This window comes from Thermomonospora umbrina, from assembly GCF_003386555.1.
Classification (GTDB): domain Bacteria; phylum Actinomycetota; class Actinomycetes; order Streptosporangiales; family Streptosporangiaceae; genus Thermomonospora; species Thermomonospora umbrina.
On the sequence record NZ_QTTT01000001.1, the window covers coordinates 7,225,388 to 7,243,160 of the forward strand.

Consider the following 17,773-nt stretch of genomic DNA (forward strand, 5'->3'; position numbering starts at 1 on the left):
CCATACTGTCAGATGACCGGGCCTGCTCCCGCCTCCGGCGGGGTACCGTCACGGGATGGGACGGGTGACCGTACGCAGGCCGGTGCTGCGCCTGCGCGCCGCCGAGGAGCCGATCAGGCGCCCGGACACGCTGGCCGTCGAGGAGCCGCTGGAGATCAGGGTGGCCGGGCGGCCGCTCACGGTCACCATGCGCACCCCGGGCGACGACTTCGATCTGGTGGCGGGCTTCCTGGCCGCCGAGGGCGTGATCGCCGGTCCGGCGGACCTGGCGACCATGCGGTACTGCGCGGACGCGACCGAGCAGAACGTGCTGGACGTGCTGCTGGCCGACGGCGTCGCCCCGCCGGGCGCGCTGACCGAGCGCGCCTTCCCCACCACGAGCGCGTGCGGGGTGTGCGGCAAGCAGAGCATCGAGGCGCTGCGGTCCCGGGCGCCGTACGACCTGGCGGCCGACGCCGTCCGGGTGGACCCCCGCGTGCTGTCGACGCTCCCGGAGCGGCTGCGGGCGGCGCAGCGGGTGTTCGACAGGACCGGCGGGCTGCACGCGGCCGGGCTGTTCGACGCCTCCGGCGAGCCGCTGGTCGTGCGGGAGGACGTCGGCCGGCACAACGCGGTCGACAAGGCGGTCGGCTGGGCGCTGCGGGAGGACCTGCTGCCGCTGTCCGGGCGGATCCTGATGGTCAGCGGCCGGGCGTCGTTCGAGCTGGTCCAGAAGGCGCTGCACGCGGGGATCCCGGTGCTGGCCGCCGTGTCGGCGCCGTCGTCGCTGGCGGCGCTGCTGGCCGAGGAGTCCGGGATGACGCTGGTGGGCTTCCTGCGCGGCGAGTCGATGAACGTCTACACCGGAGCCGCGCGTCTCATGGTCTGACGTGGCCCGGAGGCGCTTTGTCACCGTTCTACGAACCGCGGGGCCCGGTTGTGGGCTTCCGGCCAAGAAGCGCACGGGTGTCGCCCACTTGACTGCTCGGTACTGTTCAAGCCGATGCGGGGCCGCGAAGGTGAGGGAGCGGGTATGAGTCCGGTGGAAGCCGAGGGCAGCGCGTTCGAGGTCGACGAGCGGCATCCTCCGATCAGGACGCGCCGGGTCTCGTTCGCCTGGGACGACACCCCGCTGCACTGGATCCCGGGCGACCCGGTGGCCACCCACATGATCAACTCGTTCCACGTGGTGCTGCCCGAGGGCGAGAAGTGGTTCATCAACTGCGTCAAGGCGGCCCGGCCGTACATCCGCGACGAGCGGCTGCTGGAGGAGATCAAGGGCTTCATCGGCCAGGAGATGGTGCACGCCCGCTCCCACCAGGGCGTTCTGGACGACCTGCTGACCGCGAACGGCCTCGACGTCACCGTGGTCACCGAGCCGGCCGGGAAGGGCAACGCGGACTGGCCGGAGGCCATGGAGTCGCTGCGTCGGCGGCGGCCCCGGCTGTACCGGCAGCGGCTGCTGTTCGAGTTGGGCGCGGTGGCCTCCATCGAGCACTACACGGCCGTGCTCGGCCAGTGGCTCATGGACAACGACACCCTCGACAAGGCCGGCGTGGACCCGACCATGCTGGACCTGCTGCGCTGGCACGGCGCGGAGGAGGTCGAGCACCGCTCGGTGGTCTTCGACGTCTATCAGCACCTCGGCGGCAGGTACCCGATGCGGGTGGCGTCCTGGACGGTGTCGCTGTTCTTCCTCTACTGGGCGCTGATCGGCGGAACGTTGCTGTTCCTCAAGCAGGACCCGTCGGTCAAGGGCAAGGTGACGCTGCCGCGCGTGTACCGGTCGTACCGCCGCTCGGTGCGCAAGGGCCTGATCCCGGGCATCTTCAAGCTGCTGCTCGGCGAGGCCCCCGTCTACCTGCGGCCGTCGCACCACCCCTCGAAGGTGTGCTCGACGCCGCAGGCGCTGGAGTACCTGCTGCGCTCCCCCGCCGCCCGCGCCGCCGGGTACGACCCGTACTAGATCGGCTTTCGACGGGGGTCCCGGGCGTCCCGGCTTGACCCGGACCCCTGCGACACGATTAATTAACGACGTGTCCAATAACAGAGTTGTGCTCCGGGTGAGGTCCTCCAGCGACGGCGAGGCGGTCGACCTCGCGGTGTACCGGCAGGGGGATCCCGGCCGGCCGACGGTGCTGCTGATGCACGGCTATCCCGACACCCACGCCGTGTGGGACGAGGTCGCCGACATCCTCGCCGAGCGGTTCCACGTGGTCAGGTACGACGTGCGGGGCGCCGGCGCGTCCTCGCGGCCCTCCGGGAAGGACGCCTACCGGTTCGAGCACCTGATGGCCGACCTGCGCGCCGTCCTCGACGCGGTGGCCCCCGACGCGAAGGTGCACCTGATCGGCCACGACTGGGGCTCCATCCAGGGGTGGGAGGCGGTGACCACCATGCCCGAACGGTTCGCCTCGTTCACCTCGATCTCGGGGCCCTGCCTGGACCACGTCGCCCACTGGACGCGCCGCAGGCTGGCCCGGCCCACCCCGCGCAACCTGCGGCGCGCGGCCGGGCAGGGGCTGCGCTCCTGGTACATCTACGTCTTCCAGACGCCCGTGCTGCCCGAACTGCTGTGGCGGGCCGGGCTGGGCGCGGCCTTCGGCCAGGCCCTCCGGCTGGGCGAGGGCGTCGCGCCGAGGGACGGGCATCCCGCCCGGACCTTCGCGCGCGACGCGGCGGCGGGCGTGGGCCTCTACCGCGCCAACATGCTCCAGCGGCTGCGCCGGCCGCAGGAGCGCCGCACCGACGTGCCCACCCAGGTGATCGTGCCCACCCGCGACCTCTTCGTCTCCCCGCATCTGGTGGGCGGACTCGCCGAGCGGGTGCCCGACCTGTCGCTGCGGATGCTCCCCGCCGGGCACTGGGTGCCGCGCAGCCACCCCGAGGTGGTCGCGCGCTGGGCGAGCGAGCACATCGCGCGCGTCGAGGGCCGGCCGCTCACGGCGGCCGAGTCCAGGGCGGTGACCGGGGCGCGGGTGAGCGCCGCCGAGCGCCGGGAGTTCGAGGGTTCGCTGGTCGTGGTGACCGGCGCGGGCAGCGGCATCGGACGGGCCACCGCGCTGGCGTTCGCCGAGCGGGGCGCCCAGGTGGTGGCCGCCGACATCGACCTGGAGACCGCCGAGCAGACCGCCGCCCTGGCCGGACGGCTGGGCCCGGCGGCGCGGGCGTTCCGGGTGGACGTGTCCGACGCGGCGGCCATGGAGCGGTTCGCCGGCACGGTGGCCCGTGAGCTGGGGGTCCCGGACGTGGTGGTCAACAACGCCGGCGTCGGCGTGGCGGGCGCCTTCCTCGACCACTCGACGGACGACTGGCGCCGGGTGCTGGACGTCAACCTGTGGGGCGTCGTCCACGGCTGCCGACTGTTCGCCGCCCAGATGGTGGCGCGCGGTCAGGGCGGTCACATCGTCAACATCGCCTCCGCCGCCGCGTACACCCCCAGCGGCGCCCTGCCCGCCTACGCCACCAGCAAGGCGGCCGTGCTGATGCTGTCGGAGTGTCTGCGCGGGGAGCTGGCGGGCCGGGGCATCGGCGTCAGCGCGATCTGCCCCGGCATCGTCGACACCGGCATCACCCGGGCGTCCCGGTTCGTCGGGATGGGCGACGACGGCCAGGAGCGTCTGCGGGAGCGCGCCGCGCGGGCGTACCGGCTGCGCGGGTACGGGCCCGACAAGGTGGCCCTGCGGATCCTGGCCGCCGTCCGCCACGACCGGGCGGTGGTCCCGGTCACGCCCGAGGCCCATCTGGGACGCATGCTGTCGCGGGTGTCCCCCGGCGCGATGCGGCTGATGGCGCGGGCGGGTCTCCGGCGCGTCGGCGGCCCGCGCTGACCCCGCGCTCCGGCCGGGGCCCGTCCTCGTCCGGCGGCCCGATCCGCAGCGCGGGGATGAAGACGTGCGCCAGCGGCCCGATCGTCACCGCGTACAGCAGCGTGCCGACGCCGACGGTGCCGCCGAGCAGCCAGCCGGCGACGACCACGGTCGCCTCGATCCCGGTGCGGACCACCCGGACCGAGTGGCCGCGGGCCGCCAGCCCGGTCATCAGGCCGTCGCGCGGTCCGGGGCCGAACCCCGCGCCGATGTAGCAGCCGGTGGCGAATCCGCCGATCAGGATGGCCCCGATCAGGTACGCCCAGCGGGCCGCCGTCGCGTCGGGGGCGGGCAGCAGCGCCAGGAACAGGTCGGCGAACAGCCCGACGAAGATCACGTTGCTGATCGTGCCGAGGCCGGGCCGCTGCCGCAGCGGGATCCACAGCAACATGACCAGCGCTCCGGCGATGATGATCCAGGCGCCCAGGGACAGCCCGAAGCGCAGCGACAGGCCCTGATGGAGCACGTCCCACGGGTCGTTGCCCAGCCCGGAGGCCACTTGGAGGGCCACTCCGAGCCCGTACAAGGCCAATCCGACGTAGAGCTGGACCAGTCGTCGGGCCGACAGGGCGGCGCGCCGCCGGGCGGCCGGGTCCCGTCTGCGTCCGCCGCTTCGTCTGGGAAGCCAGAAGTGTCCAGGTGTCCGGTCCAGTCCGTCCCGGGAGTCGGCTCCGAAACGCGGGCCGAGCAGGGCGAGCGCCACCAGCAGCGCGAGCATGATCCAGGTCATGAGAAGGGTCCTCACCGTGCAGTCGAACGGACCCTGTGGGGGCCACTTGTCCCACTTTGAGACAGATTGGCTTGCCTTATAAGAGCCAATCAAGGAAAGTGGTCTGCATGACTGCGCGTTACGTCAGCGGCCCCCAGCTCGCCCGGCTGCTGGGCGACCTGCCGCAGGAACGGCCCTTCTACGCCGTGCTGGCCCGGGAGGTGCGCGGCCTGGTGCTGAACGGGCGGCTGCCGCTGCGGGTCCGGCTGCCCGCCGAGCGCGACCTCGCCGCCGCCCTGGGCGTCAGCCGCACCACCGTCACCACGGCCTACGACCGGCTCCGCGCCGACGGCTACGTCGAGAGCCGGCAGGGCGCCGGGAGCTGGACGGCGCTCCCCCGGTCCGAGCAGGCCGCCGGACGGCCGACCTCGCGGTTCGGCATCGCGCACACCCAGGGCGGTGTCGGGCCGCACGACGAGCCCATCGATCTGGGCTGCGCGGCCCCCGCGGCCCCGGCGGTGTTCGGGGAGGCGGTCGCCGAGGCCGTCGCCGAGCTGCCGCGCTACAGCGCCGGGCCGGGCTACGAGCCCGCCGGGCTCGCCGTGCTGCGCGAGGCCATCGCCGACCGGTACGCCGCGCTCGGCGTGCCCACCCGGCCCGACCAGATCGTGGTGACGACGGGGGCGCAGCACGCGATCTCACTGCTGGCCCAGACGCTGCTCGACACCGGTGACGCGGCCCTGGTGGAGCGGCCCACCTACCCCCACGCGCTGGAGTCCCTCCGGCGGCGCGGCGCCCGACTGGTGCCGGTGGGCGTCACCGAGGGGTGGGACCTGGAGCTGCTCACCACCGGCATGCGGCAGTCCGCCGCCCGGCTGGCGTACGTGATCCCCGACTTCCAGAACCCGACCGGCCACCTGCTCGACGACGCCGGGCGCGTCGCGCTGGTCGAGGCCGCCCGCTCCGCCGACGCCTTCCTGATCGTGGACGAGACGTTCAGCGAGCTGGCGCACGACCCGGGGGCGCCCCGACCGCGCCCGGTCGCGGCGTACGACACGGGCGGGCGGGTCATCAGCGTCGGGTCGGCCTCCAAGCTGTTCTGGGGCGGCCTGCGGATCGGCTGGATCCGGGCCACCGCCCCGCTGGCGCGCAGGCTGACGATGGCGCGGGAGTCCCACGACATCGCGAGCCCGGTCGTCGACCAGCTCATCGCCGCACGACTGATGGCCCGCATCGAGGCGGTCCGGGAGGAGCGGGCGGTGCAGCTCCGGGAGCGGCGCGACACCCTCGTCGAGGCGCTGCGCGCCCTGCTCCCCGAGTGGCGGTTCACCGTGCCCGACGGCGGCATGACCTTGTGGGTCCGCCTGGGCGCGCCGGTGGCCACCGCGGTGGCCGAGGCGGCCTGGCAGCGCGGCGTCCGGGTGGTGCCGGGCCCGCTGTTCGGCGTGGACGGGGTGCTGGAGGACTGCCTGCGCCTGCCGTACGTGCTGGAGCCCGCGGCGCTGCGCACGGCGGTGGAACGCCTGGCGGGGGCCTCGACCGGGGCCGAGTTCGCGCCGACGGCCCGGCCGCTGCCCGCCTACGTCTGAGCCGTCCGCCCCGACGGCTCAGCCGTGCAGGTAGCCGACCAGGTGCTCGCGCTCGGTCTCCAGCTCGTCGATGGCGCTCTTGACGACGTCGCCGATGCTGACCAGGCCGACCATCCGGCCGCCGCCGACGACCGGCACGTGACGGATGCGGTGCTCGGTCATCGTCTTGCGGAGCTCGGCCACGTCCGCCTCGGGCCCGCAGGTGCGGACCTCGGCGGTCATGATCTCCGAGACCGGGGCGTCGAGCAGGGCGGCGCCCCGCTCGTGCAGCCGTCGGACCACGTCCCGCTCGGAGACGATCCCGGCGATGGCGGCCTCGTCCGGGGACACCACCACCGCTCCGATGTTCAGCTCGGCCAGCGTGCCGAGCAGTTCCCTGACGGTGGAGTCGGGCCGCACGGTGGCCACCGAGTTCCCTTTGCCGTGCAAGATGTCGCGGATGCGCATAGGCCACACTCCGGGCACTGGGGTCTGGGATGAGCCGAAGGGCTCTGTCTTCCTGCAAAGGTCGCACGTTCTGGCCCCGGCGGAAAGGCCCTGTTCCACCCGGCCCGACCCACCCCTTATACCCCGCCGGAGTCCAGACGCAGCCGCACGACCTGCTCGGCCAGGGCGGTGAGCAGCTCCGGGGCGTCCGAGGTCATCTCGGCCAGGCTCCGCGGCCCGTCGGCGATGGAGAAGGCCGCGGTGAGCCCCAACGCGTGCAGGGCGTCCAGCGGGCCCGCCACTCCCCCGGCCAGCGCGACCGTCGGCACCCCGGCGCGGGACGCCCGCGCGGCGACCACCGAGGGGACCTTGCCGCCCGCGCTCTGCGCGTCCAGCCGCCCCTCACCGGTGATCGCCAGGTCCGCGCCGGCCAGGGCGGCGTCCAGGCCCACGAGGTCGGCGACGAGGTCGGCGCCCCGGGCGGTCGCGGCGCCCAGCACGCCCACCAGCCCGCCGCAGGTCCCTCCCGCGGCCCCCGCCCCGGGCAGGTCGTGCACCCGGACGCCGAACCGCTCGGCGATCACGTCGGCGAGCCGGCCCAGGGCCGCGTCCAGCTCCACGACCTGCGCGGCGGTGGCGCCCTTCTGCGGCCCGAACACGGCCGCCGCGCCGTTCGGGCCCACCAGGGGGTTGGTGACGTCACAGGCGACCCGCAGCCGCGTCGCGCGGACGGCGTCCGACACCCCGGAGTCGTCGATCGCCGCCAGTCGGGCCAGCGCGGCCCCGCCGGGCGGCAGCTCGGCCCCCTCGGCGTCGATGAACCGCACGCCCAGCGCCCGGAGCATGCCGGTGCCGCCGTCCGTGGTCGCGCTGCCGCCCACGCAGACCAGCACCTCGTCGACGCCGCGCCGGATCGCGTCGGCGACCAGCAGGCCGGTGCCTCCCGTGTCGGCGCGCCCGGCGTCGAGCTCGCCTTCGGCGAGCAGCGGGAGCCCCGACGCGGCGGCCAGCTCCACCACCGCCGACCGACCGTCCCCCGACAGCCCGTAGCGGGCCCGCACGGGCCGGCCGAGCGGGTCGGTGACGTCGAGGGCGATCTCGGTGCCTCCGAGGGCGGCCAGGAAGCAGTCGAGGGTGCCCTCGCCGCCGTCGGCCATCGGGACGGCCACGACGTCGGCGTCCGGCAGCGCGCGGCGCACCCCCGCGCCGACCGCCGCGCACACCCGCGCCGCGCTCAGGCTCCCCTTGAACGAGTCGGGCGCCACGACGACGCGCATCGGCCCGTCCCCCTCTCGGACGTTCGAGATCAGGACTCGGCGGTCAGGGTGGTCAGCACCTGCAGGAAGTCGCGCGGCAGCACCAGCGCGTCGCCGTCGTAGCGGGTCTCCAGGAGGGTCAGCTCACCGGTCCGCCACCAGAACAGGTGCGGGCTCAACGACCCCGGCCCGTCCTCGTACGCCTGGTGGGCCTGCGCCTGGAGCTCGCGGGCCGCCTCGACCGTGCCCCGGTAGCCGGCGCGCGGCCGGATCGCGTGCGCCATGATCAGGCCCCGGCTCGGCGCGGCCACCAGCGCCCCGTACGGGCCGATGTCGACGTACTCCTCCAGCCACGCCAGATGGGTGGCGGTGTAGAAGCTCCAGCCGTGCAGCACCGCGACCGGCACCCCGCCGAGCTCGGAGTCGTCCACCTGGAGCGGTCCGTCGGCGCGCACGTTGGCGCGGCCCAGCATGAACAGCGCGTCGCCGGAGACCGGCCAGCCGTCCATCTCCTCCACGGTCACCGTGCGCACGGTGGTCGGCGTGTCGACCACCACCGCCTCGATCAGCCCCGGCGCGAACGGCCGGGCCGCCAGCACCCCGTTGTCGGCCTCCGCCGGATAGATCCGGGTGCGCAGCAGGTGCTGCGCCAGCTCGAAGTCGCTGAGGTCCAACGGCTCCTCGATCGCCGTGACGATCGTGGTGACGTGGTCGGACACCAGCGCGGGCCAGTCGTCGCGCGGGACCAGCCGCGCGAGCTGTCGCAGGTTCCGCATGCTCACGTGCAGCCGGTTGGCCCCCTCCAGCAGCATGACGTCGCCCGGCACCCGCCGGCAGGCGTAGCCGAGGTTCTCCGCCACCAGCACGACGAGCGAATCCAACGCGCCGTCCGCCCCGTTCAGCGCGCCCCCGCGCATCGACCCCCACCCCTTCTCGCTCCGCAACGGATAGAGCTTGTCAGGAGAAGGTCACGAAGGAAAGTCCCGATGGTCACGAACCGCCGACGGTGACCTCACGGTCACGCGACCGCCCCGGAGGAAAGATCCGATGATGTCCGAACGGTCCGGGAACAGGACGAAGATCCGAACGGAGGCGCGCTGACCGTTCGAGGTTGATCGACTTCATGGCGCGACACCCGCCACGTCACCCGATCCGGGGTGCGACACTGATGACCGCTATGAGGCCCACCCCGCACATCCTGGTGATCAACGGCACGAAGGTCCGTCGGCCGGTGTTCATCCTCGGCGCCCCGCACTCGGGCACGCACCTGTTGGCGCGCGCCGTGAAGCGGACGGTGGGGTTCCATCTGACGCAGGGCCGGCCCGGGGTGCTCCGGGTGACGTACGCGTTCGCCCGTCGGCCCGCGATCGCCGCCGAACGCGGCCGGGGCGCCGCCCGGGTGCTGCGGGACGCGTACGCCGAGGCGTGGCAGGTCTCCGCGCAGGGCTGCGCGGACTGCCCGCCGGAGTGCCGGGAGGCGGCGGGTCTCCCGCCCGCCGAGACGGCGGGCGGCCCCGGCGCGACCTGTGTGGGGACGGACGGGGTGTACCGGTTCGGCGACGCCTCCCCCGATCTCCTCTACAGCGCCGACGTGCTGCTGGACGCCTTTCCCGACGCCCAACTGATCCAGGTCATCCGGGACGGCCGGGACGTGGTGGCCGACATGCTCGCCGACGAGCGCACCCTGGCCTGGTTCAAGCCCGGCGTCGCCAACCTGGAGGACGTCTTCCCGAACCCGTTCCTCGGGGTGGAGGACTTCACCGACCTGAACCGGTGGCCGAAGGCGGCGACGGCGGTCAAGTGCGCGCTGCGCTGGCGCGGCGCGGTGCGTCTCAGCGCCCGACTGCGCGCCCAGACCCCGGAGGAGCAGCTCTACACCGTGCGGTACGAGGACCTGGTGGGCAGCCCGGGCCGGGTCGCCGAGGACGTGTCGGCGTTCCTGGGGGCCCCGGTGACGGCGGCGGCCGGCTCCGGGCTGGTGCGGCCCGGCGACCGGCGCACCGCGGACGGCGTCGTGGGGGCCTGGCGCGACCGGCTCACGCCCCGGCAGGTCGTCCAGGTGGAACGGGTCGCCGGCGAGGAGCTGCGACGCCTGGGCTACACCCTCAGCGGCGTCGTATGAGCGAACCCGCCCCGGCCGCCGCGTCCGGCCCGGCGTAACCGATCGCGACGCCCGCGGCGCTCAGCCCCACCAGCAGCAGGGTGTAGCGCCCGAGGCCGCTCTTGAGCGGATTGGCGATCTTGATGGCTGGACGCATGATGCGCACCTCCCTGGGGCGCGTCCCGTCGGCCGCCCGACGTGCCCGTGTCGACTATGACGTTCTCCGGTGACCGACGGTTTGCCGTCGTGCCGCCATCGGGGAAACCCCGGTCTGTCAGGGGGAGAAGTGATGGTGCATCCGCACGACCCGGCCCCGGTCGTCGAGCCACAGGTCGAACATGCGGGCCCGGTCGTGCAGGGCCCCGAGCCGCTCCTGGGCGGCCCGGAACAGCGTCGGAAGGCGTTCGGCCGCCACCGGGACGCCGCGGCGCGGGTCGGAGGGCTCGACGTCCGCGAGCGGCACGGTGAGGCGCACGGCGGCGCCGGGGGCCGCGGTCAGGGACTGCTCGGGCCGGACCGCCACGGCGCGCAGGGTCTCGGGGCCGCCCGGACGCTGCCGGCGGGCCCGGGCGAACAGGACCTCGCCGGGGCGTTCACCGGGCTGCACCAGACCGAACACCGCGACCCCGGTCACCCGTGAGGCGGCGGGGGCAGCAGGCACCGTGACGGCGTGGACGACCCCGGTCGGCGTCGTCACGGCCGGCTCACGGCCGCAGGCCCGGGGCACGGTGAGGACCAGGGCGGCCAGGACACCTGCGGACACCATGCCCCACAGCCACCGCCGGTCACCGAACACCCCATGAGTCACAAGGGCGGATCTACCCCGCCGACACGCTCCTTCTGCTGACCTTGGGTAACTTTCTCACCACGATCGGTCATGGGAAGGGTCATTCCGCGCCCATGGGCTCCGGCTCGTTCTCCGGCTCGGGCTCCCGCCGACCGGCCTGGGGGGCGAACTGGGTGCGGTACAGCTCGGCGTACAGGCCGCCCTCGAGCAGCAGCTCCTCGTGCCGCCCGCGCTCGGCGATCCGTCCGTCCTGGACCACCAGGATCTGGTCGGCCTCGCGGATGGTCGACAGCCGGTGCGCGATCACCAGCGAGGTCCGCCCGGCCAGCGCGGTCTTCAGCGCCCGCTGGACGGCGGCCTCGGACTCGGAGTCCAGGTGCGCGGTCGCCTCGTCCAGGATCACCACCGACGGGGCCTTGAGCAGCAGCCGGGCGATCGCCAGCCGCTGCTTCTCGCCGCCGGACAGCCGGTAGCCGCGGTCCCCCACCACCGTGTCGAGGCCGTCGGGCATCGAGGCCACCAGGTTCCAGATGTGCGCGCCCCGCAGCGCCTCGACGATCTCCTCGTCGGTGGCACCGGGCCGCGCGTACAGCAGGTTGGCGCGGATGGAGTCGTGGAAGAGGTGGGCGTCCTGGGAGACGACGCCGACGGTCGCGCGCAGCGACTCCAGGGTGAGGTCGCGGACGTCCCGGCCGCCGATCCGGACGGCCCCCTCGGTGACGTCGTACAGCCGGGAGACCAGGTGCGTGATGGTGGTCTTGCCCGCGCCGGACGGGCCGACCAGGGCGACCAGTTCACCGGGCTCGGCGGTGAACGTCACGTCCCGCAGCACCTCCCGGCTCGGGGCGGTGTCGGTGCGGGCGATGGACTCCAGCGACGCCAGCGACACCTCCTCGGCGGCCGGGTACCGGAAGCCGACACGCTCGAAGCGCACCGCCGGGGCCCGCCGCGGGCCCACGCCCTTGAGCGGTGTCGCGCCCGGACGCTCGTCGATCATCGGCTTGAGGTCCAGCACCTCGAAGACCCGGTCGAAGCTCACCAGCGCGGTCATCACGTCGACCTGGACGTTGGACAGCGCCGTCAGGGGCCCGTACATCCGGGTCAGCAGGGCGGCGAGCGCGACCAGCGTGCCGAGCTCGAAGCCGCCGTCGACCACCAGCACGCCGCCGACGCCGTAGACCATCGCGGTGGCCAGCGCGGCGACCAGGGTGAGCGCGGTGAAGAAGACCCGCCCGTACATGGCCGCCACCACGCCGATGTCGCGGACCCGCGCGGCGCGCTCGGAGAACACCTGCGACTCCTCGGCGGGCCGCCCGTACAGCTTGGCGAGCATCGCCCCGGCGACGTTGAACCGCTCGGTCATCAGCGAGCTCATGTCGGCGTCCAACTGCATCTGCTCGCGGCTGATGTGCTGCAGCCGCCGGCCCACCCACTTGGCGGGCAGGATGAAGATCGGCAGCAGCACCAGCGCGATCAACGTGACCTGCCACGACAGCCAGAGCATCGCGGCCAGCACCAGCACCAGGCTGATCACGTTGGAGACCACGGAGGACAGCGTGGTGGTCAGCGCCCGCTGCGCGCCGATCACGTCGCTGTTGAGCCGGCTGATCAGGGATCCGGTCTGCGCCCGCATGAAGAACGCCACCGGCATCCGCTGGACGTGGTCGAACACCTGGGTGCGCAGGTCGTAGATCAGGCCCTCGCCGATGCGCGCCGAGTACCAGCGCTGGGCCAGCGACAGCACCGCCTCCACCAGCGCGAGCCCCGCCACGGCCGCCGCCAGCCAGATCACCACCGAGGAGCGGCCGGGCAGCACGCCCCGGTCGATGATCGACTTGAGCAGCAGCGGACCGGCGACCACGATGGCCGCCGCGATGGAGTTCAGGATCAGGAACAGGACCAGTTCCCGGACATAGGGGCGCGCGTAGCCGGCGATCCGTCGGACCGTCCCCGGCTTCAGCTTCTGGCCGGTGACCGAGCCGTCCCGGCGGAACGACGCCATCACCTGCCAGCCGTTGCCCGGCATGCCCGGCATCCCCACATCGGCCTCCCGAACGGTCATCCAACGAGTAGCGAGTGAAGTACCCCAACACATCGGGCACCGGACCGCTTCCCCGCTCCGCTCAGGGCGTAACGGACGTCAGCCGCCGAACATGGCCTTCAGCCGTCCGAGCTGCTCGCGGCGCTCGGCGGCGCACTGCTCCGCCAGCGTGTTGTCGGGGGCCTGGCGCAGCAGCCGCTTGGTGGCCGCCGCCGCCCCGGCGTCGATCGGCAGCAGCGCGGCGACGAGCTCCGCCACGGCGGCGTCCAGCCCTTCGCGGGGCACCACGCGCTCGGCCAGCCCCAGCCGGGCCGCCTCCTCGGCCTCCACCGTCCGGGCGGTCAGGCAGATCTCGATGGCGCGGGAGACCCCGACGATCTCCACCAGCGGCTTGGTGCCGGTGAGGTCGGGCACCAGCCCCAGGGCCGGCTCCTTCATGCAGTACCGGGTGTCGTCGGCGATGATCCGCAGGTCGCAGGCCAGCGCCAACTGGAAGCCGGCGCCGATGGCGTGCCCGTGCACGGCCGCGATCGACACGATCTCCGGGCGGCGCAGCCAGGTGAACCCGGCCTGCAGACCGGCGATGAAACGGTCGCCCTCCTCGGGGTCGCCGGTGGTGGGCAGACCGCCGCCGTCGCCTCCGGAGAACGTCTTCAGGTCGATGCCCGAAGAGAACGACGGGCCCGCGCCGCGCAGCACCACGATGCGGACCGCCTCCGGCAGGGCGTCGCCGATCTCGGCCATGGTCCGCCACATCAGCGGCGTCATGGCGTTCCGCCGTTCCGGACGGTCCAGTGTGATGGTGACCACCGGACCCTCGATCTCCAGCCGCAGCCCCGCCTCCGCCAGGGCCCCGGCCGGGATCGGGTCCTTACCGTCCAGCGAATCCCGTTCCACCCTCAGTCCTCCCTCGTCCGCGGCGTGCACGCCGGCGGCGACCGGGCGGACCGGGCGCCCGCCTGTCCGCCGTCGCGGACCGAACCCTACTCGGTCGGCCGCGACGGCGGTCAGGCGGTCTCACGCTCGATCGGGGGTGGGGCGGATCAGGCCTTCTTGCCGCGGGTCGCCCCTCCGCGACCGCGCAGGTTGACCCCGGACTCGGTCAGAATCCGGTGGATGAAGCCGTAGGAGCGGCCGGTGGCGGCAGCCAGGGCGCGGATGCTCTCGCCGGAGTCGTACCTCTTCTTGAGTTCCGCCGCCAGCTTGTCGCGCTCGGCACCGGTCACGCGGGTGCCCTTCTTGAGGGTCTCGGCCACGAGTACCTCCCGTAGTGATGTGGTGACCGCTGCGTTATCCCCCGCCATGATCAGTCATTCCCGCCGGATCGGCTACCCACTACGCCAGAAAAGATCTGCTTCCTTGCTGTGCTGGTCACGCAAGTGCCACCAGATCGGCAAACTCGTCACTCCAGATGTCCTCAACACCATCCGGCAGCAAAATCACTCTTTCCGGCCGGAGCGCCTCCACCGCCCCCTCATCGTGCGTCACCAGCACGATCGCGCCCGCGAAGGTGCGCAGCGCGGCCAGGATCTCCGCGCGGCTCGCCGGGTCGAGGTTGTTGGTCGGCTCGTCCAGCAGCAGCACGTTGGCGCTGGAGACCACCAGCATGGCCAGCGCCAGCCGGGTCTTCTCGCCGCCGGACAGCACCCCGGCCGCCTTGTCCACGTCGTCCCCGGTGAACAGGAACGAGCCCAGGATCCTGCGGACCTCCACGTCGGCGAGGTCGGGCGCCGAGGACCGCATGTTCTCCAGCACCGTGCGCTCCACGTCGAGCGTCTCGTGCTCCTGGGCGTAGTAGCCCAGCCGCAGCCCGTGCCCCGCGATGACCTTGCCGGTGTCGGGCTCGTCGACGCCCCCCAGCAGCCGCAGCAGGGTGGTCTTGCCCGCGCCGTTCAGGCCCAGGATGACCACCCGGCTGCCGCGGTCGATGGCGAGGTCGACATCCGTGAAGATCTCCAAGGATCCGTACGATTTCGACAAACCCTCCGCGGTGAGCGGCGTCCGGCCGCAGGGGGCGGGGTCCGGGAAGCGGATCCGGGCCACCCGGTCGGACTGCCGCTCGCCCTCGACCCCGGCCAGGAGCTGCTTGGCGCGCCGGTCCATCTGCTGCGCCGCCTTGGCCTTGGTGGCCTTGGCGCGCATCTTGTCGGCCTGGGTCAGCAGCGCCGTCGCCTGCCGCTGGGCGTTGCTCTGCTCCCGCTTGCGGCGGCGCTCGTCGGTCTCGCGCTGCTCCAGGTACGCCTTCCAGCCGATGTTGTAGACGTCGATCACGCAGCGGTTGGCGTCGAGGTGGAAGACCCGGTTGACCACGGCGTCCAGCAGCTCCACGTCGTGGCTGATCACCACGAGGCCGCCGGAGTGCGAGCGCAGGAACTCGCGCAGCCACACGATGGAGTCGGCGTCCAGGTGGTTCGTCGGCTCGTCCAGCAGCAGGGTCTCGGCGCCGGAGAACAGGATCCGGGCCAGCTCCACCCGCCGCCGCTGCCCGCCGGACAGGGTGCCCAGGGGCTGTCCCAGCACCCGGTCGGGCAACCCCAGGCTGGAGGCGATGGCGGCGGCCTCGGCGTCGGCCGCGTACCCGCCGAGAACGTGCAGCCGGTCCTCCAGGCGTCCGTAGCGGCGCACGGCGCGGTCCCGCTCGTCGCCGGTGGCGGTGGCCATGGCCTCCTCGGCGGCGCGCAGGCCCCGCATCACCTCGTCCAGACCCCGGGACGACAGGATGCGGTCGCGGGCCAGCTCGGACAGGTCCACGCCCCGCGGGTCCTGGGGCAGGTAACCGATGGACCCGGAGGTGGTCACCGAGCCGGCCGCCGGCAGCGCCTCGCCGGCCAGCACCTTGGTCAGGGTGGTCTTGCCGGCGCCGTTGCGGCCCACCAGCCCCACCCGGTCGCCCGGGTTGACCCGGAAGGCGGCCTTCTCGATGAGCAGCCGGGACCCGGCGCGCAGCTCGACATCGGTGGCAGTGATCACAGTGGCATGGCTCCCAGGGCGAACGGCCGCTCACGGCGTGGAGGGTGACAGATGACGGACGGCCGGACGGCCTGGTCATGACGCGACGCGCCCGGGGTCGTTCACCGTGGCGCGTCGGGAGGGCCTGTCATGTCGGGAGCGGCACCCGATCAGTGTACGGGACCCCGGCGCGGGCGCGGGTGGCCGTGACGGGCCTCACGCGCGGGGGAACCGCACGCGCCCGGGGCGCGTCAGGATCGTGGCGATCATCGTCACGTCCCTCCGAGGTGGTTCATGCGTCCTCTCCCGCGCCTTGCGGCCGTCGCCGGTCTGGTCCTCGCCTGGGGCGGGGCGGGGCTGGCCGATCCCTCGTGGTCCTGCGGATGCGGCGCGATGGTCACCGCCGGCTCGGAGCTGAGCGTCGACCGCGAGACCTCGATCGTCCGCTACGACGACCGGACCCGGACCGAGGAGATCGTGATGCGGCTGTCGGTGCGGTCGGAGGCGCGCGACGCGGCCTGGCTGTTCCCCACGCCGTCGCCCGCCGAGGTGGAGCTGGGCGACCGGGGATGGTTCCGGCAGTTGGACGCGCTGACCGAGCCCCGGGTCGTCAAGCGCCGCAAGTGGTGGGGCCGGCCGGGCGGGAACGAGACGTCGGGCGCGGCGCCGGGGGCCGCCGGCGGCCGTGGGGGCGTCGAGGTGCTCGGGGAGAAGCGGCTGGGGCCGTTCCAGGTCGCCACCCTGGCCTCTGGCGACTCGGGGGCGCTGGCCGGCTGGCTGGAGCGCAACGGCTACCGGCTGAGCCCCCGGCTGGAGGGGGCGCTGGAGCCGTACGTGCGGCTGAAGTGGACGTACGTCGCGGTGAAGCTCGCCCCGGACGCGGGAAGGGCGCTGATCGGCGACCTCGATCCGCTGCGCGTCGCGTTCCGCAGCGACGAGATCGTGTACCCGATGCGCCTGTCCCGTCTGGCCCGGACGGACCAGTCCGTTCACCTGTACGTCCTCGGCGCGCACCGGGTGGAGCACCACGGGCCGCGCGGCCGGGCGTCCCGGGTGACGTTCGCGGGCTGGGTGGAGCCCCGGCAGGTGGCCGCGCCGGGGCTGCGGGAGTTCCTCGGCGGGCGGCTGTTCCTCACCGAGGTGGTGAACGGGTGGATCGACCCGGAGACGATCGACGACGACTTCCGCTACCGGTACACGGCCGACCGCGCCCACCGGGAGGTCGAGTACGAGACGGAGTACGTCACGTTCCTGGGCGTCCCGGCGGGCTACGCGATCGTGGCCGGCGTCCTGATCGGTGTGGGGGCCGTCATTGCCGTTCGGCGGAGAGGCGCTGCTGGATGACTCCCTGCAGGCGCTGCAGGCCGCCGACGCCGAGCATGCCGATCTGGCCCTCCAGGTCGCGCACCATCGTGTCGGCGTCGGCGACGACCTCCGACGACTGCATCAGCACGGTGCCCTGGCCGGTGAAGTCGAACTGGTGCTCCTCCCCCGAGCTGCCGCCGATCCCGAACGCCATGCGGGCCGCCCCGAGGGCGCCGCGCATGTAGGAGTGGTCGTAGTGATGGCAGGGGGACGGGCAGTCGGCCCAGCCCAGCAACGCCTGGGGGTCCACCCGGATGGGCGGCTCGACGAAGTGCACCGGCCCGTTGGAGGCGGCGACGAACCGGCCGGTGCCGATCAGGGTGAGGAACCCGGGGATGATCGACTGCTTGAGCTCCAGGCCGGGCTCGAAGGCCAGCAGGTTGCCCGCCCGCACCGTCAGGTTGCCGTCGTCGAGGTCGTAGGAGTTGACGTCGAAGCCCCGGTCGGCCAGCAGCAGCTTGCCCTGCCCCTGGGCGACGATCCAGTCGTGGGCGTACAGCGGCGAGTGGAAGTGCGAGGCCACCAGCGCGTCCAGCGGCCCGGCGGACAGCGCCTCGAACCTGATCTGCCCGTAGTAGGCGATCATCTTGCCCTTCTGGCAGAACCACTGACCGCTGAGGTCCACCGAGAAGGCGTACGGGTTGACGTTGTCGTTGGACGGCAGGGTCGCCGGGTTGAACGTGGGAGTGCTCACGGGACGCC

General features: G+C 73.3%; 17 protein-coding genes. 6 read left to right on the forward strand and 11 right to left on the reverse strand.

The window, feature by feature from the left end:
• Nucleotides 1-55 precede the first annotated feature (55 nt).
• The 3 genes from fdhD to DFJ69_RS32875 all read left to right on the forward strand — a co-directional run bounded on the left by fdhD (nucleotide 56) and on the right by DFJ69_RS32875 (nucleotide 3,809).
• A complete protein-coding gene (fdhD, locus tag DFJ69_RS32865) occupies nucleotides 56-868 on the forward strand; it encodes a formate dehydrogenase accessory sulfurtransferase FdhD (RefSeq protein WP_116026171.1) in 813 nt (270 codons plus the stop codon).
• Nucleotides 869-1,012: 144 nt separating this feature from the next.
• Nucleotides 1,013-1,945 (forward strand): metal-dependent hydrolase, encoded by a 933-nt coding sequence (locus DFJ69_RS32870; RefSeq protein WP_116026172.1) that lies wholly within the window; start codon nucleotides 1,013-1,015, stop codon nucleotides 1,943-1,945.
• A 97-nt stretch (nucleotides 1,946-2,042) separates the two neighbouring features.
• Entirely contained in the window at nucleotides 2,043-3,809 is a 1,767-nt protein-coding gene (locus tag DFJ69_RS32875) for an SDR family oxidoreductase (RefSeq protein WP_116027064.1), read from the forward strand.
• On the opposite strand, the gene yczE is transcribed toward DFJ69_RS32875, so the two are convergent.
• Nucleotides 3,706-4,578 carry a membrane protein YczE gene (gene yczE / locus DFJ69_RS32880; protein ID WP_425453408.1) on the reverse strand — a complete coding sequence of 291 codons (873 nt, stop codon included), beginning with the start codon at nucleotides 4,576-4,578 and terminating at the stop codon, nucleotides 3,706-3,708. The genes DFJ69_RS32875 and yczE overlap by 104 nt on opposite strands.
• Nucleotides 4,579-4,685: 107 nt before the next feature.
• Between yczE and yczR the strand changes: the two genes are divergently transcribed.
• Nucleotides 4,686-6,146, forward strand: a complete 1,461-nt coding sequence (gene yczR / locus DFJ69_RS32885; protein WP_116026173.1) for a MocR-like transcription factor YczR — start codon at nucleotides 4,686-4,688, stop codon at nucleotides 6,144-6,146.
• A gap of 18 nt (nucleotides 6,147-6,164) precedes the next feature.
• On the opposite strand, the gene DFJ69_RS32890 is transcribed toward yczR, so the two are convergent.
• The 3 genes from DFJ69_RS32890 to DFJ69_RS32900 form a co-directional block, all read right to left on the reverse strand.
• The gene (locus tag DFJ69_RS32890; protein WP_116026174.1) at nucleotides 6,165-6,593 is read right to left on the reverse strand and encodes a CBS domain-containing protein; all 429 of its coding nucleotides are present in this window, start codon (nucleotides 6,591-6,593) and stop codon (nucleotides 6,165-6,167) included.
• 116 nt (nucleotides 6,594-6,709) lie between these two features.
• Nucleotides 6,710-7,849: a glycerate kinase gene (locus DFJ69_RS32895; RefSeq protein WP_116026175.1), complete on the reverse strand. Its 1,140-nt coding sequence runs from the start codon at nucleotides 7,847-7,849 to the stop codon at nucleotides 6,710-6,712.
• A 29-nt stretch (nucleotides 7,850-7,878) separates the two neighbouring features.
• Nucleotides 7,879-8,772 (reverse strand): DUF1444 domain-containing protein, encoded by an 894-nt coding sequence (locus DFJ69_RS32900; protein ID WP_245974670.1) that lies wholly within the window; start codon nucleotides 8,770-8,772, stop codon nucleotides 7,879-7,881.
• Nucleotides 8,773-9,005: 233 nt separating this feature from the next.
• On the opposite strand from DFJ69_RS32900, the gene DFJ69_RS32905 reads away from it, so the two are divergent.
• Nucleotides 9,006-9,950: a sulfotransferase family protein gene (locus DFJ69_RS32905; RefSeq protein WP_116026177.1), complete on the forward strand. Its 945-nt coding sequence runs from the start codon at nucleotides 9,006-9,008 to the stop codon at nucleotides 9,948-9,950.
• On the opposite strand, the gene DFJ69_RS34735 is transcribed toward DFJ69_RS32905, so the two are convergent.
• The 6 genes from DFJ69_RS34735 to DFJ69_RS32930 all read right to left on the reverse strand — a co-directional run bounded on the left by DFJ69_RS34735 (nucleotide 9,934) and on the right by DFJ69_RS32930 (nucleotide 15,727).
• Nucleotides 9,934-10,086, reverse strand: a complete 153-nt coding sequence (locus tag DFJ69_RS34735) for a hypothetical protein (RefSeq protein WP_170177905.1) — start codon at nucleotides 10,084-10,086, stop codon at nucleotides 9,934-9,936. The genes DFJ69_RS32905 and DFJ69_RS34735 overlap by 17 nt on opposite strands.
• Nucleotides 10,087-10,203: 117 nt before the next feature.
• On the reverse strand, nucleotides 10,204-10,737 hold the full coding sequence (locus DFJ69_RS32910; RefSeq protein WP_147312543.1) for a hypothetical protein: 534 nt from the start codon (nucleotides 10,735-10,737) through the stop codon (nucleotides 10,204-10,206).
• A gap of 79 nt (nucleotides 10,738-10,816) precedes the next feature.
• Entirely contained in the window at nucleotides 10,817-12,751 is a 1,935-nt protein-coding gene (locus tag DFJ69_RS32915) for an ABC transporter ATP-binding protein (protein WP_425453429.1), read from the reverse strand.
• Between the two features lie 105 nt (nucleotides 12,752-12,856).
• Nucleotides 12,857-13,660 (reverse strand): enoyl-CoA hydratase/isomerase family protein, encoded by an 804-nt coding sequence (locus DFJ69_RS32920; RefSeq protein WP_425453430.1) that lies wholly within the window; start codon nucleotides 13,658-13,660, stop codon nucleotides 12,857-12,859.
• 140 nt (nucleotides 13,661-13,800) lie between these two features.
• Nucleotides 13,801-14,013, reverse strand: coding sequence for a helix-turn-helix domain-containing protein (locus DFJ69_RS32925; RefSeq protein WP_103939271.1), 213 nt, complete (start codon nucleotides 14,011-14,013; stop codon nucleotides 13,801-13,803).
• A gap of 115 nt (nucleotides 14,014-14,128) precedes the next feature.
• Nucleotides 14,129-15,727, reverse strand: coding sequence for an ABC-F family ATP-binding cassette domain-containing protein (locus DFJ69_RS32930; protein ID WP_116026179.1), 1,599 nt, complete (start codon nucleotides 15,725-15,727; stop codon nucleotides 14,129-14,131).
• Between the two features lie 273 nt (nucleotides 15,728-16,000).
• Here DFJ69_RS32930 and DFJ69_RS32935 point away from each other — a divergent pair, with 273 nt between their 5' ends.
• Nucleotides 16,001-17,050: a DUF2330 domain-containing protein gene (locus DFJ69_RS32935; protein ID WP_116026180.1), complete on the forward strand. Its 1,050-nt coding sequence runs from the start codon at nucleotides 16,001-16,003 to the stop codon at nucleotides 17,048-17,050.
• On the opposite strand, the gene DFJ69_RS32940 is transcribed toward DFJ69_RS32935, so the two are convergent.
• The gene (locus DFJ69_RS32940; protein WP_116026181.1) at nucleotides 17,016-17,765 is read right to left on the reverse strand and encodes an AIM24 family protein; all 750 of its coding nucleotides are present in this window, start codon (nucleotides 17,763-17,765) and stop codon (nucleotides 17,016-17,018) included. The genes DFJ69_RS32935 and DFJ69_RS32940 overlap by 35 nt on opposite strands.
• Nucleotides 17,766-17,773 lie beyond the last annotated feature (8 nt).